The sequence below is a fragment of the Pseudomonas alkylphenolica genome (assembly GCF_016009175.1).
Classification (GTDB): domain Bacteria; phylum Pseudomonadota; class Gammaproteobacteria; order Pseudomonadales; family Pseudomonadaceae; genus Aquipseudomonas; species Aquipseudomonas alkylphenolica_B.
The window spans coordinates 1-13226 of sequence record NZ_JADUCM010000009.1 but is presented as its reverse complement, the minus strand read 5'-3'; the positions used below and the strand labels follow the sequence as shown (position 1 = coordinate 13226).

Sequence of the window (13226 nt, the reverse complement as noted above, 5' to 3'; positions counted from 1 at the left end):
TGGCGCAGCCGGACACACTCAAGGTCGCAGCCAACGCTAGGCGCATTTCCTACACAGGACTACAATCGCCTCCCCGCATCCATAGCTGTTACTTGCATGCCGACCTGTACGCTTCACGCCCTGCCCTACCTGGCCGACCCTGCGGCCTATTTCGCCCGTATCCGCCTGGCACCAGGCGCCGTCATGCTCGACAGCGCGCGCCCAACTGCCGCGCGTGGCCGTTTTGACCTGCTCAGCGCGTGGCCACTGCAGACCCTGACGCCCCAGGCCACTGAAGGCGGTGAAGCCTACTTGCAACGCCTGCGCGCAAGCCTGGACGAACTGGGCCGGGCAGAATTGCCCCAAGGCGTCGAGCTGCCCTTTGCCGGCGGGCTGATCGGCTACCTGAGCTACGATTTCGGTCGCCGCCTGGAGCCGCTGCCGAGCCTGGCCGCCAACGACCTGGGAATGGCCGACGCCAGCCTGGGGCTGTATGCCTGGGCATTGATCAGCGACCATCAGCTTGAACGCAGCCAGTTGCTGTTTCACCCAAGCCTCGCCGACGCCGAGCGCCAACGCCTGATCCGCCTGTTCGAAGCGCCTGCTCCCGCCTGCACGGCGCAGTTTTCCCTGCTGGCACCGATGCGCGGCGACATCAGCGCCGACGACTACCACCAGGCCTTCGACCGGGTGCAGGCGTATATCCATGCCGGCGACTGCTACCAGATCAACCTCACGCAACGGTTTCGCGCACCGTGCCAAGGCGACCCCTGGCAGGCGTACCAGGCCATTCGCCGGGTGTGCCCTACCCCCTTTTCGGGCTTCCAGGTGCTGGATGATGGCAGCGCGCTGCTGAGCTTCTCGCCGGAACGTTTCATCCAGGTCAGTGGTGGCCGGGTCGAAACCCGACCGATCAAAGGTACCCGCCCGCGCAGCCCGGATGCCACGCAGGACGCCGCGAATGCCGCCGAACTGCTGGCAAGCAACAAGGACCGCGCGGAAAACCTGATGATCGTCGACTTGCTGCGCAACGATCTGGGGCGAACATGTGAGATCGGCTCAGTGAAAGTGCCGGAGTTGTTCAACCTGGAAAGCTATCCCAACGTGCATCACCTGGTGAGCAGTGTCACCGGACAACTGGCCGAAGGCAAAGACGCCCTGGACCTGATCGCCGGCAGCTTCCCCGGTGGTTCGATCACCGGTGCACCGAAGATTCGCGCGATGCAGATCATCGACGAACTGGAACCCAGCCGCCGGGCGCTGTATTGCGGCTCATTGCTGTATGTGGACGTGCGCGGCGAGATGGACAGCTCGATTGCGATCCGCAGCTTGCTGGTCAAGGATGGCCAGGTGTGTTGCTGGGGAGGTGGCGCCGTGGTGGCAGATTCGGATTGGCAGGCTGAATACGAAGAGTCGATCACCAAGGTCAAGGTGCTGCTCGACACGCTGCAAAATCTTTCCCACGCCCCGTAGGAGCGAGGCTTGCCCACGAAATAGGCACTGCGGTGAATCTGCGGCACCGCGTTACCGTTTTTCGCCGGCAAGCCTGGCTCCTACAACGTAGTAGCCGGTCCCTCAAAGACTCAGTGAACGGTTCGAAGCCTTGATGAACTCTTGCTTCAGCGCGTCGAAATCATGCACGGCCGGAAACTGCGGAAACTCGCGGATCACATTCTCCGGCGCATGGAACAGAATGCCCGCATCGGCTTCGCCCAGCATGGTGGTGTCGTTGTACGAATCCCCTGCTGCTATCACTCGATAGTACAGGCTCTTGAAAGCCAGCACCGACTGGCGTTTAGGGTCTTTCTGGCGCAGCTGGTAACCCGTCACCCGATCGGTCTCATCGGTGATCAGGCGATGGCAAAGCAAGGTCGGGAAACCCAGCTGGCGCATCAGCGGCTGTGAAAACTCGTAGAATGTGTCGGAGAGGATCACCACCTGGAAGCGCTCGCGCAGCCAGTCAACAAATTCGATGGCACCGTCCAATGGCTTGAGCGTGGCGATCACCGCCTGGATATCGGAAAGCTTCAGGCCATGCTCATCGAGAATGCGCAGGCGCTGTTTCATCAGTACGTCGTAATCGGGCACATCACGGGTGGTGGCCCGCAATGATTCGATTCCGGTTTTTTCCGCAAAGGCGATCCAGATCTCAGGGACCAGCACGCCTTCCAGGTCGAGACAGGCAATTTCCACAGCACACTCCTCGAACGACAAAAATGGGAAGCCGCACTCTACATGCGCGGCGTCTGCGCGGGCAATTTTTGGTAACATCAACGCATTACGAGCGCCAAGCGCCATTCAATGATCGGAAGCCGCCTGATGAGCCAACCCTTCGACGTCGCCGCCCTGGCCGCGACCTACGCCAACAAGTCCCCGCAAGACATCCTCAAACTCGCCTTCGAGCACTTCGGTGATGACCTGTGGATTTCCTTCAGCGGCGCCGAAGACGTGGTGCTGGTGGACATGGCCTGGAAACTGAACAAGAACGTCAAAGTGTTCAGCCTCGACACCGGCCGCCTGCACCCCGAGACTTACCGCTTCATCGACCAGGTTCGCGAGCAGTACAACCTGCCGATCGAAATTCTCTCGCCTGATCGCAGCAAGCTTGACCCCTTCGTCAAAGAAAAAGGCCTGTTCAGCTTCTACAAGGACGGTCACGGCGAGTGCTGCGGCATCCGCAAGATCGAACCCTTGCGCCGCAAGCTGAGCACCGTCAGCGCCTGGGCCACCGGCCAGCGTCGCGACCAGAGCCCGGGCACCCGCAGCCAGGTGGCCGCACTGGAAATCGACAGCGCCTTCTCCACCCCGGAGCGCACCCTGTACAAGTTCAACCCGCTGGCGCAGATGAGCAGTGAAGAGGTATGGGGCTACATCCGCATGCTCGAACTGCCCTACAACAGCCTGCACGAGCGCGGGTTCATCAGCATTGGCTGCGAGCCTTGCACCCGCCCCGTGCTGCCGAACCAGCACGAGCGCGAAGGCCGCTGGTGGTGGGAGGAATCGACCCAGAAAGAATGCGGCCTGCACGCCGGCAACCTGATCACCAAAGGCTGAGTTCCGGCCCTGAGCAATCGCCCTGCCTCGGCTTGCTGCAAGCCGGGCAGCAGGTGATCAGGGCCTGACCAGCACCCCGCGCAGCAACAACTCCAGCGCCGCAACACTTTGCACCAGCCGCGTGCTTGCGTCTTCACCATCGGCGATCCACAACGCCGCTTCAGCCAGGCTGCCATAGATCAGCGAAGCCAACGCCTGCGGGCTGGCCCGGGCAACAATGCCCTGGCACATGAGTGCATCGATCAACCTCTGCATAGACTCGACACAATCACGTTGCGCGTCCGCTGAAGCACCGCCCAGCACGCCCCTGGCATCGCGCAACACGATACGCTGGATATCTGGCTCCAGGGCCATCTCCAGGTAAACACGACAGCGCTGGCAAAAGCCTTCCCAGGGATCATTGGCAGCGTCGGAGATTGCCTGCAGACGCTCGTCCATCTCGGCATCGATCTGCGCCACCACAGCAGCCAACAAGCCTTTCTTGTCGCCAAAATGGTGGTAAAGCGCACCACGGGTCAGGCTCGCCTGCGCGGTGAGGTCATCCATCGAGGTATCGGCGTAGCCTCGCTCGCTAAAGACTTTGCGGGCAGTGGCCAGCAGCGTGGCACGGGTTTCTTCCATCTCGGCGCGAGTGCGGCGAACCATTCAAACTCCTTACATACGAGCCGTATGATTGTTTACATTCAATACGTATGAATATACGCTTTTATTCATACGCTCTGTATGTATTTTCAGCGCACCGCCAGTTCCTGGCAAACGATGTCCCTGGAGAACCCGATGGCCAACCCTTATCGCGCATTGTTCACCGCACCCGGTGCTACCGGCTTTACCCTGGCGGGGCTGCTGGCGCGGGTGGCGCTGCCCATGACCGGCATCGGTATCATCACCATGCTCGCGCAACTGCGCGGCAGCTACGCGCTGGCGGGCGCAGTGTCCGCCACCTTCGTACTGGCCTACGCGCTGCTGTCACCGCAGATCTCCCGCCTTGTGGATAGCCACGGGCAACACCGGGTGCTGCCTGCCGCCACCGCCGTCAACGTCATCGGCCTGCTGCTTCTGTCCGCCAGCACCTGGTGGCAGGCGCCGGACTGGACGCTGTTCGTCGGCGCCTTGCTTGCCGGCTTCATGCCCAGCCTGTCGGCAATGGTGCGGGCACGCTGGACAGGCATCTATCGGGGTCAACCTCGCCTGCAAACGGCCTACTCGCTGGAAACGGTACTCGATGAAGTCACCTTCATCGCCGGGCCACCCCTTTCGGTCGGATTGTGTGTGGCGGTATTTCCACAGGCCGGGCCACTGGCTGCAGCGTTGTTGCTGGCCGTTGGCGTACTCGCCCTTGTCGCGCAGCGTGGCAGCGAACCGCCGGTGCAGTCGGAGAACGCCGCCAGCGATCACCCGGGATCGGTGATCAGGTCGGCAAACGTGCGCTTGCTGATACTGCTGATGGTGGCCATGGGCATTATTGTCGGCACTGTGGATATCGTCAGCGTCGCCTTCGCCGAGCAACTGGGCCAACCCGCGGCAGCGACGCTGGTGCTATCTGCCTACGCACTGGGCTCGTGCCTGTCCGGGCTGCTGTTCGGCACGCTCAAGCTGCAAACCCCATTGCATCGTTTACTGCTGCTGGGTGGGCTGATGACAGCTGCGACCACACTGCCCCTGCTACTGGCAGAGAGCATTCCCATGCTGGCTGTCGCCGTACTGGTGGCCGGCCTGTTCTTTGCCCCCACCCTGATCGTGGCAATGTCGCTGGTTGAGCGCCTGGTGCCCGAACAACGCCTGACCGAAGGCATGACCTGGCTGCTGGCCGGACTGAACATCGGCATCGCGCTGGGTGCAGCGACATCCGGATACGCCGTGGATGATGGCGGCGCCCGGGCCGGGTTCATCGTTGCGCTATGCGCTGCAGCACTGGTGCTGCTGGTGGCACTGTGGTCGCATCAACGCCTGCGTGCCCATGGCCCATCTGGCGCCCACGCAGAAGCGACTTCATGAGCAACTGAAAATCCGACCACGGCCTAAGGGGGCGCGTAGCAGCCCCGGTTTGTTCTTGCCTGAAGAAAAGCCCTTGCGTTCATATCCATGTGTATTGCTACACCAATACACATGGACGCCATGACCCTCTACATCGAACCCAGCTCACCCGACCCGATCTATCGCCAGATTGTCGGCCAGATCACCCGCCTGATCAGCGCTGGCAGCTGCCCGGCCGGCACTCGGTTGCCGTCAGTACGTGAGGTGGCCGCAGCCCATGCCATCAACCCGATGACCGTTTCCAAAGCCTACGCCCTGCTCGAAGCCCAGGGCTTACTGGAACGCCAGCGCGGCAAGGGCATGCAGGTTGCCACCCACCAGCAAGCCGTTACCCCGACCGAAACACGCCTGAACGCCCTGCAGCCCACCCTGCAGGAACTGGCCCGTCAGGCCCGGCAGTTGGACCTGAGCCTAGATCAATTGATCGACGCCCTTACCCCCCTCATGAACGAAGAACAGCCCCACGAAGGAACGCAATGAGTAATCCGGACCCGCTGATTGAAGCCTGCGCCCTGAGCAAACGTTATAAAAATCACCAGGCACTGGACGATGTTTCGCTGAGCATTGCACCCGGTTCTGTACTGGGCCTGCTCGGGCGCAACGGCGCAGGTAAAAGCACCCTGATCGAATGCCTGCTGGGCCTGCGCCAGGCAGACAGTGGGGAGGCAAGGCTGTTTGGCAAAGCCGCCACGCAGATCGATGACCAGGACAAAGCCACATTGGCTTACGTCCCGCAGCACAGCGACAGCCTGCAGTGGATGAAAGTCGCAGATGCCCTGTCGTTCTGTGCCAACCTGTACCCGAACTGGGACAACGACCTGGCGACGAACCTGCTGCAGCGCTGGGGCCTGGACGGCCAGCGCCTGATCCAGAATCTGTCCCCCGGCCAGCGCCAGCAAGTGGCGATCATTCGCGCCCTGGCCCCGCGACCCCGCCTGCTGGTGCTGGACGAGCCGGCCGCCAGCCTGGACCCGCTGGCTCGGCGTGAGTTGCTGCGGGAAATTGTCGAGCTGGCCAGCGAACAGGGCAGCACCGTGGTGTTCTCAACCCACATCCTCTCTGATCTGGAGCGCATCGCCTCCCATGTTGCGCTGATTCACCAAGGCCGCGTCCGGCTCCATGCCGAAACCGACCAACTCAAAGACGAATTGCGCCGCGTGCAATGGCCCCAGCACTGTCCGCTGCCTGCCGGGCCACTGCCTGGCGAAGTAGCCCGGCGATCATTGCCCGACGGCGGCTGGAGCCTGGTACTGAACCTGGCCCAAGGTGAAACCCGCTCGCTACTGCCCGAGCAAGCAAGCCTGCACCGACTTGGCCTGGAAGACCTAATGCTGGAGCTGGCAGCATGATGATCAAGGCGCTGGACTCCCTGTTTCCTGGCCCCTGGATTCTCTCTTCGAGTGTGCTGAGTTATTTAGTGCTTCTGAGTTTCGGTGTTTTTCTCGGGCACCTGGGGCCCGCCGACGGCATGCCTCTAGCCGGGCCATTGACCTGGGCGCTGAGCGCGGCCTTGGCATGGTGGGGACTACTTGGGCCACGGCTGTGCAACCTGGCTTGCACCATGATCGCCTTGCGGCTGCCAGGCGTTCGCCGCACATTGCTGCGCGGCATTGTTGCGCACCTGACATTGAGCGTCGGCCCACCACTGCTCTACCTGCTGCTGTGGCCGCCCGCTAACCAGGACGTCCTGCAGCTCGCTGCGGCAGTCTGGCTGGGCTCGTGTTTCGCTCTGCTGGCACTCAGCACGCCCCTGGCTCTGTCGATCATTCCCAGCGCTCTGCTCGGCCTTTTCTGGTCTGTATTGGCTGAACCCGGTCTTAGCGCGATGCTTGGGGTTCTGGCACTGGTGCTAACCTCGGGCTTGTGGCACTGGCATGCGAAACGACCTCGCAGCGAACTGCTCACCCCGCTGGGTGCAGTGCTCGATGGAGCCACCCTGGGGGTAGTCGGCCCATTGAAAGAGCGCCTTGCGGCACCCCAGCGCTTGAACACGCCCAACGCCCTCCCGGGCAGCCTGTATCAGGACCGTATCGCCACCCTCCTTGGCTACCAGACCATCCGTCAAGCGCATGGCGTGCGCCGGCAGTACTTGAGCTATCTGGTCATGATCGGCTTTGCGGTGGTGGCCTATGCGCTGCAACCGACATACAGCGGGCCATTCCTGTCGATGTGGGTTGCCGTTCTGTTGATCTGGATACCACTGCGCTCCATTGGCCGCCTCATTGACCTGCACGATAAGGGTCGAGCTACCTTGGCCGAACTGTTACTGATGCCTGGCCTGCCTGCGCGCGATCAGTTACAGGCGTCAGTGATGCGACAACTGCGTAACTGCCTGCTGGAGAAGCAGATCTTGATGACGCTCATCATTCTCGCGATGGGCGCGCTGAATGAAGACCCGGGCCTGCACCAACCACTACCAGCGATCGCCTTTAGCGCGATGATGGTTGTGGCCAGCCTGGGCCTGGCCAAGCTGGCCTGGCGTGGCGCACTCAGCCGCCGCCAGCTGGGTGCCGGGACCATAGCTGCAATGCTTTCAGTGTTTGTTGGCACCACCGCAATGAACATGGCCTGAGCACAATCCGAGACATGAAAAAACCGGCACGATGGCCGGTTTTTCATGTCCGCTCCCGCTGTCAGTGCACGGGCAACTCGACATCGGCAAACAGCTCTTCGAGCTCTTGCTTGTTATGGCACTGAATGGCCTTGGCCATCACTTCGCGGGTCAGGTGCGGTGCAAACTTCTCGATGAAGTCGCACATGAAACCGCGCAGGAAGGTGCCGCGGCGGAAACCGATCTTGGTGATGCTCGATTCGAACAGCTCGCTGGCATCCAGCACGACCAGGTCATTGTCGAGCTTGGTGTCGACAGCCATCTTGGCCACGATACCGACGCCCAGGCCCAGGCGTACGTATGTCTTGATGACGTCGGCATCGGCGGCGGTGAACACCACTTTCGGGGTCAGGCCGCGATGACTGAACGCTTCGTCGAGCTTGGAGCGACCGGTAAAACCGAACACATAGGTAACGATCGGGTACTCAGCCAGGGCTTCGAGTGTAAGCTTCGGCAACTTGGTCAGCGGGTGCCCCTGCGGAACCACTACGCAACGGTTCCAGCGATAGCACGGCATCATCACCAGGTCACCGAACAGCTCCAGGGCCTCAGTGGCAATGGCAAAATCCACCGTGCCGTCGGCGGCCATTTCGGCGATCTGCATCGGCGAGCCCTGATGCATGTGCAGAGCCACTTCCGGGTACTGTTTGATGAAGCTGCTGATCACCGGCGGCAGTGCATAGCGCGCCTGGGTGTGGGTGGTGGCAATCGACAGGGTGCCTTTTTTCTCGTTGGAGAATTCCTGGGCAATCTGCTTGATGCTCTCGACCTTGCGCAGGATTTCGCCAGCGGTGGTGATGATTCGCTCACCGGCCGGGGTCACGCGGGTCAGGTGCTTGCCGCTGCGGGCGAACACTTCAACGCCCAGTTCATCTTCGAGCAGGCGGATCTGTTTGCTGATGCCCGGCTGGGAGGTGTACAGACTCTGCGCTGTCGCAGAGACATTGAGGTCGTGGTGCGCCACTTCCCAGATGTAGCGCAATTGTTGAAGCTTCATAGGTATCCCTCAAATCAGCTGGGCGTCACCGGCAGCAGTGACGATTTATAACTATATTAGTGGTTTGAAGAATAAATCTAGAACTATTTTAGCAGTCTAGTAGGAAACCCCCGACAACGCAGCGTTAAGTCTTCCGACGCCCAAGGTGTTGGGCCAGCGGCACCATGTACACCGGCACCGGCGACAACTGCAACAGGCGTACGGCCGTACGCCCAAGAGGGATATCGACACCCGCGCCCTGGCTGTGACTGCCGAAGATCAGCAGGTCGACACTCAAGCGCTGAGCCTGCTCAAGAATCACCTGGGCCGGGTCCCCCTGACGCACGCGCACCGCCTTGATCAGGGCCAGGTCGGCCTCTTCGCCCAATTCGTCACGAAAGTTTTCCAGCACCCGCTGCTCGATGTTGGCCATAACGTTGTTGACCCCCTGACGATGCAGTTGGTCCAGCGTTTGTTCATCCAGGTAACTTTGCAACAGCGACTCGGCGAACTGCCCCATCGGTTCCACGGCATGAATCACATAGAGCTCTGCATTGAATGTGCGCGCCAGCGCCAGCGCATGCTGCATGACAAAAGGCGCGTACACACCGAGGTCGGTGGCATAGAGCATGGAACGGATCATTCGACCTCCTCGACTGCCGCTTGGGCAGAGCAAGCTTCAGCTTAGCAGCGCCCGAATCACGCGCCGTTCCGTCCGGCGCTCCGGCAAACGGCCACTAGCCAAGGGTCGGTTCGTTGCTGATGCCATGCGGCACATGACCGGTTGCGACCACACTGCGCGCCCGCTCGCAGTGGCCCGCCTGATCGTCAAAAAACACGTCGGCGGCAAACGCCTCGAGGAACGCCGACTTGTCCAGGCCGCCGAGAAACAGTGACTCGTCCAGGCGAATATCCCATTCGCGCAGGGTGCGAATCACCCGTTCGTGGGCAGGCGCCGACCGCGCAGTGACCAACGCGGTGCGGATGGGGCAGGCACCGTCGGGAAACTCGCTCTGCAACTGATTCAGCGCAGCGAGGAACGGCTTGAACGGCCCTCCCCGCAACGGCTCGCGGGCAGCCTCACGCTCACTGGCCTGAAACGCTTCCAGGCCACCCAATTGATACACACGCTCGGACTCATCGGAAAACAGCACCGCATCGCCATCAAATGCGATTCGCAATTCATCGCTGGCCGCACGCTGCGCGCCGCCGGAGAGAATGGTCGCCGCTGCAAAACCCGCTTCGAGCGCACTGCGCACATCGTCGGCATCGGTGGACAGGAACAGGTGACAACCAAACGCTGCAAGGTAAGGGTAAGGGCTGCGCCCGCCGACAAACGCCGCGCGGTAAATACCCAGGCCGTGGTGTTCGATGGAGTTGAACACCCGCAGGCCGGTGTCGGCACTGTTGCGCGACACCAGCACCACCTCGACCCGGGGATGACCAAGGTGAGCATTGATACCCAGCAGTTTTTGCACGAGCAAAAATGCATCCCCGGGCTTGAGCACTTCGTCCTCGTGCTCGATCTGGTACTGGCGGTAAGCCTCGACGCCTTGCGCCAGGTAGATCCGATGGCTTTCGCTCAGGTCAAACAGTGCCCTTGACGAGATGGCGACGACCAGTTTGTCACCCAGGTTTTTGCTCATGCACGCTTCCTCTTGTGCCAGGAATATCCACTGTAGCCGCTGGCTGTTACTGCACCGTCTTCTGGTTACGCCGGTCGATGAACGCCAGCGCCTGATAGAGCGCCTCGATGCGCGGCAGACTGCAACCGGCTGCACGCGCCCTGGCCAACGGCTCGGCGTAGATCCCCTCAAGTTCCAGCGGGCGATTATGGACATAGTCGTAATACATGCTTGGCCAGTAGTCAGGCATCTTCTCGGTGCCGGCGAACAACTGCTCGGCATAGCCCTGTGGCACTTCATGACCGCAGGCACGGGCACCTTCAACCACTTCAGCCATCAACGCCTGGATCAACGCCCGGCTGTGGGAGTCTGCCATCAGGGGCGTGGTGCCGCCCTGAAGGAGCACCGACAGTCCGTTATAAGGCACATTCCAGACCAGTTTCTGCCAGCGCGCACACGCCAGGTCGCTCATGGCGTGCGAGTCGATACCGGCAGCGCGAAACAGTTCAGCACCCTGCTGGGTAATTGTCTGACGTGCGGCGTCGCCAGCCGGGCCGCTGTGGTACCCCAGGTTCACTGCACCCAGGGCCTGGTGACGGATCACGCCCGGCGCCTCGCGATTGACGCAGATGTAGCACAGCCCACCGAGCAAATGCAGGCTGTCCGGCAGCAACGGCCGCAGTTGTTCTTCGACGCCGAGACCGTTCTGCAGCAACACCACTTTGCCATCCGCGGCCGCCGCCTTGGCGATGACCGGGGCGAGCTCGGCATTGCTGGTGGCCTTGGCGCCCACCAGCAACCAGTCGCAGGACGGCATGTCGGCAACAGAGGCGTAGGCCTGCACCGCCAACTGCAGCGTTCCGTGCACCGCGCTGTCGATGCGTATGCCGTTGGCATTGACTGCATCAAACTCGGTACGCAGGAGGAAATGCACATCAAATCCGGCCCTGGCCAGCATCACCCCATAGAAGCCACCAATGGCACCTGTTCCGATGATGCCGATACGCGGACGTTTGCTCGTCATACTGCTTCCCCCGAACGTTCAATTTTTGTTCAATTTTTTCACACGCAAATCAACAGCCTTACGATCCATCACTATACTCAGGCGAACAAGGTCAAAAAATCGACACGGAGTCGAGCATGCGTGGTTTTCTGCCTCACCCGGACGATGTTCCGGTCGAACTGGCGTTACGTCAGTCGCCCAGCCTGTTCCGCCAGCGGCTGCACACTATCAGCCTGGGCGGTATCGCCTGCAACCATCCCCGCGCGTACCGCCGCGGAATGGCAGTTGAGATGATCATCCCTTCCCTGGGCGAAAGCGCCCGTTACCCGGGATACGTGGCCTGGTGCCAGAAACAGCAGGACGGCTACCGGGTCGGTATTGCCTTCGTCGATGAACAGGCACTGTTCGGCGCGCGAATGAGCGAACAGGTGTGCCAGATCCAGCACCTTTACCAGCAACACATGAGGGCGCAAACCGCGCTGATCGATCTCGATGCCCTGGCCCAGCAGTGGGTCAAACAGCATGCCGGTGAATTCTCCGAAGCCAGCCTTGAAGCCAGCCATACCCGACAGATTCTCATTTAAGGACAAAAACCCTGCACCCGTGGGCTTTCCGACGCAGGAAAGCGGCTGCTACCCATTGTCGAGCCACGGTGTAACGCGCTAAGGTTCGGCTCCCCGCTGCGTACAATCTTGCTGCTCCGCCGCACGGGGATCGCTGGCGGCCGGCACCCGTGACCTGACGAGTAACACGATGGCTGATTTACCGATCGATGACCTAAACGTTGCCTCCAACGAGACCTTGATCACCCCCGATCAGCTCAAGAAGGAAATTCCCCTCAGCGCCACCGCGCTCAAGACCGTGACTGCGGGCCGTGAAGTTGTGCGCAATATCCTTGATGGCAAGGATCACCGCCTGTTTGTGGTGATCGGTCCCTGCTCGATCCACGACATCAAAGCGGCCCATGAATACGCCGAGCGCCTCAAGGCCCTCGCCGCCGAAGTCTCCGACACCCTGTACCTGGTCATGCGTGTGTACTTCGAAAAGCCACGTACCACCGTGGGCTGGAAGGGCTTGATCAACGACCCGTACCTGGATGACTCGTTCAAGATCCAGGACGGCCTGCACATTGGCCGCCAGCTGTTGCTGGACCTGGCAGAAATGGGCCTGCCGACCGCCACCGAAGCGCTCGACCCGATCTCCCCGCAATACCTGCAGGACCTGATCAGCTGGTCGGCCATCGGCGCACGTACCACCGAATCCCAGACCCACCGCGAAATGGCGTCCGGCCTGTCGTCGGCCGTGGGCTTCAAGAACGGTACCGATGGCGGTCTGACCGTCGCCATCAACGCCCTGCAGTCGGTTTCCAGCCCGCACCGATTCCTGGGTATCAACCAGGAAGGTGGCGTGTCCATCGTCACCACCAAAGGCAACGCCTACGGTCACGTGGTGCTGCGTGGCGGCAACGGCAAGCCGAACTATGACTCGGTCAGCGTCGCGCTGTGCGAGCAAGCGCTGGCCAAAGCCAAGATCAAGCCGAACATCATGGTCGACTGCAGCCACGCCAACTCCAACAAGGACCCGGCCCTGCAGCCACTGGTGATGGAGAACGTCGCCAACCAGATCCTCGAAGGCAACCAGTCGATCATCGGCCTGATGGTCGAAAGCCACTTGAACTGGGGCTGCCAGGCGATTCCGAAAAACCTCGAAGACCTGCAGTACGGTGTTTCGATCACCGACGCCTGCATCGACTGGGACGCTACCGAAAAAACCCTGCGCAGCATGCACGCCAAACTCAAGGACGTGCTGCCCAAGCGCAACCGCGCCTGATCCGCAGACACAAAAACGCCGGGCATTGCCCGGGGGGTTTTTTGGGGGGGTGTGGATGGAACCCCCCGGGGGGGCCCGGGGGGGTGGGCGGGCGGGGGGGGGGGGGGCGGGGGG

14 protein-coding genes are annotated in these 13226 nt (G+C 61.5%); 8 read left to right on the top strand and 6 right to left on the bottom strand.

All coding sequences use genetic code 11. From position 1 onward, the window contains the following. Positions 1-96 precede the first annotated feature (96 nt). A complete protein-coding gene (gene pabB / locus I5S59_RS10600; RefSeq protein ID WP_197876559.1) occupies positions 97-1452 on the top strand; it encodes an aminodeoxychorismate synthase component I in 1356 nt (451 codons plus the stop codon). A gap of 102 nt (positions 1453-1554) precedes the next feature. On the opposite strand, the gene thrH is transcribed toward pabB, so the two are convergent. Continuing rightward, positions 1555-2172: a bifunctional phosphoserine phosphatase/homoserine phosphotransferase ThrH gene (gene thrH, locus I5S59_RS10595; protein ID WP_197876663.1), complete on the bottom strand. Its 618-nt coding sequence runs from the start codon at positions 2170-2172 to the stop codon at positions 1555-1557. A 126-nt stretch (positions 2173-2298) separates the two neighbouring features. Here thrH and I5S59_RS10590 point away from each other — a divergent pair, with 126 nt between their 5' ends. Next, on the top strand, positions 2299-3033 hold the full coding sequence (locus I5S59_RS10590; RefSeq protein ID WP_128324564.1) for a phosphoadenylyl-sulfate reductase: 735 nt from the start codon (positions 2299-2301) through the stop codon (positions 3031-3033). Positions 3034-3090: 57 nt separating this feature from the next. Here I5S59_RS10590 and I5S59_RS10585 read toward each other — a convergent pair whose 3' ends face one another. Continuing rightward, positions 3091-3678, bottom strand: a complete 588-nt coding sequence (locus I5S59_RS10585; protein WP_197876558.1) for a TetR/AcrR family transcriptional regulator — start codon at positions 3676-3678, stop codon at positions 3091-3093. Between the two features lie 132 nt (positions 3679-3810). Here I5S59_RS10585 and I5S59_RS10580 point away from each other — a divergent pair, with 132 nt between their 5' ends. From I5S59_RS10580 to I5S59_RS10565, 4 genes are all read left to right on the top strand, one after another. Further along, on the top strand, positions 3811-5028 hold the full coding sequence (locus tag I5S59_RS10580) for an MFS transporter (RefSeq protein WP_197876557.1): 1218 nt from the start codon (positions 3811-3813) through the stop codon (positions 5026-5028). A 120-nt stretch (positions 5029-5148) separates the two neighbouring features. Beyond that, positions 5149-5547 carry a GntR family transcriptional regulator gene (locus tag I5S59_RS10575; RefSeq protein WP_232239689.1) on the top strand — a complete coding sequence of 133 codons (399 nt, stop codon included), beginning with the start codon at positions 5149-5151 and terminating at the stop codon, positions 5545-5547. Continuing rightward, positions 5544-6416 carry an ABC transporter ATP-binding protein gene (locus I5S59_RS10570; protein WP_197876555.1) on the top strand — a complete coding sequence of 291 codons (873 nt, stop codon included), beginning with the start codon at positions 5544-5546 and terminating at the stop codon, positions 6414-6416. Before I5S59_RS10575 ends, I5S59_RS10570 begins: the two co-directional genes overlap by 4 nt. Further along, on the top strand, positions 6413-7639 hold the full coding sequence (locus I5S59_RS10565) for a hypothetical protein (RefSeq protein WP_197876554.1): 1227 nt from the start codon (positions 6413-6415) through the stop codon (positions 7637-7639). Before I5S59_RS10570 ends, I5S59_RS10565 begins: the two co-directional genes overlap by 4 nt. Positions 7640-7700: 61 nt before the next feature. On the opposite strand, the gene cysB is transcribed toward I5S59_RS10565, so the two are convergent. The 4 genes from cysB to I5S59_RS10545 form a co-directional block, all read right to left on the bottom strand. Continuing rightward, positions 7701-8675, bottom strand: coding sequence for an HTH-type transcriptional regulator CysB (cysB, locus tag I5S59_RS10560; protein ID WP_197876553.1), 975 nt, complete (start codon positions 8673-8675; stop codon positions 7701-7703). Positions 8676-8799: 124 nt separating this feature from the next. After that, positions 8800-9297, bottom strand: coding sequence for a universal stress protein (locus tag I5S59_RS10555; protein WP_128324561.1), 498 nt, complete (start codon positions 9295-9297; stop codon positions 8800-8802). Positions 9298-9391: 94 nt separating this feature from the next. Then, on the bottom strand, positions 9392-10300 hold the full coding sequence (locus I5S59_RS10550) for a 5'-nucleotidase (RefSeq protein ID WP_197876552.1): 909 nt from the start codon (positions 10298-10300) through the stop codon (positions 9392-9394). Positions 10301-10346: 46 nt separating this feature from the next. Continuing rightward, complete coding sequence (locus tag I5S59_RS10545) at positions 10347-11303, bottom strand: putative 2-dehydropantoate 2-reductase (protein ID WP_197876551.1); 957 nt, start codon at positions 11301-11303, stop codon at positions 10347-10349. 116 nt (positions 11304-11419) lie between these two features. Here I5S59_RS10545 and I5S59_RS10540 point away from each other — a divergent pair, with 116 nt between their 5' ends. Both I5S59_RS10540 and I5S59_RS10535 read left to right on the top strand, forming a co-directional pair. Further along, positions 11420-11866 (top strand): PilZ domain-containing protein, encoded by a 447-nt coding sequence (locus I5S59_RS10540; RefSeq protein WP_197876550.1) that lies wholly within the window; start codon positions 11420-11422, stop codon positions 11864-11866. Positions 11867-12035: 169 nt separating this feature from the next. Continuing rightward, the gene (locus I5S59_RS10535) at positions 12036-13112 is read left to right on the top strand and encodes a 3-deoxy-7-phosphoheptulonate synthase (RefSeq protein ID WP_197876549.1); all 1077 of its coding nucleotides are present in this window, start codon (positions 12036-12038) and stop codon (positions 13110-13112) included. Positions 13113-13226 lie beyond the last annotated feature (114 nt).

Bases quoted from the DNA above. Each gene is read 5' to 3' on its own strand.
- pabB (WP_197876559.1), top strand. From the start codon at position 97: ATGCCGACCTGTACGCTTCACGCCCTGCCCTACCTGGCCGACCCTGCG.
- I5S59_RS10590 (WP_128324564.1), top strand. From the start codon at position 2,299: ATGAGCCAACCCTTCGACGTCGCCGCCCTGGCCGCGACCTACGCCAAC.
- I5S59_RS10585 (WP_197876558.1), bottom strand. From the start codon at position 3,678: ATGGTTCGCCGCACTCGCGCCGAGATGGAAGAAACCCGTGCCACGCTG.
- I5S59_RS10580 (WP_197876557.1), top strand. From the start codon at position 3,811: ATGGCCAACCCTTATCGCGCATTGTTCACCGCACCCGGTGCTACCGGC.
- I5S59_RS10575 (WP_232239689.1), top strand. From the start codon at position 5,149: ATGACCCTCTACATCGAACCCAGCTCACCCGACCCGATCTATCGCCAG.
- I5S59_RS10570 (WP_197876555.1), top strand. From the start codon at position 5,544: ATGAGTAATCCGGACCCGCTGATTGAAGCCTGCGCCCTGAGCAAACGT.
- I5S59_RS10565 (WP_197876554.1), top strand. From the start codon at position 6,413: ATGATGATCAAGGCGCTGGACTCCCTGTTTCCTGGCCCCTGGATTCTC.
- cysB (WP_197876553.1), bottom strand. From the start codon at position 8,675: ATGAAGCTTCAACAATTGCGCTACATCTGGGAAGTGGCGCACCACGAC.
- I5S59_RS10555 (WP_128324561.1), bottom strand. From the start codon at position 9,297: ATGATCCGTTCCATGCTCTATGCCACCGACCTCGGTGTGTACGCGCCT.
- I5S59_RS10550 (WP_197876552.1), bottom strand. From the start codon at position 10,300: ATGAGCAAAAACCTGGGTGACAAACTGGTCGTCGCCATCTCGTCAAGG.
- I5S59_RS10545 (WP_197876551.1), bottom strand. From the start codon at position 11,303: ATGACGAGCAAACGTCCGCGTATCGGCATCATCGGAACAGGTGCCATT.
- I5S59_RS10540 (WP_197876550.1), top strand. From the start codon at position 11,420: ATGCGTGGTTTTCTGCCTCACCCGGACGATGTTCCGGTCGAACTGGCG.
- I5S59_RS10535 (WP_197876549.1), top strand. From the start codon at position 12,036: ATGGCTGATTTACCGATCGATGACCTAAACGTTGCCTCCAACGAGACC.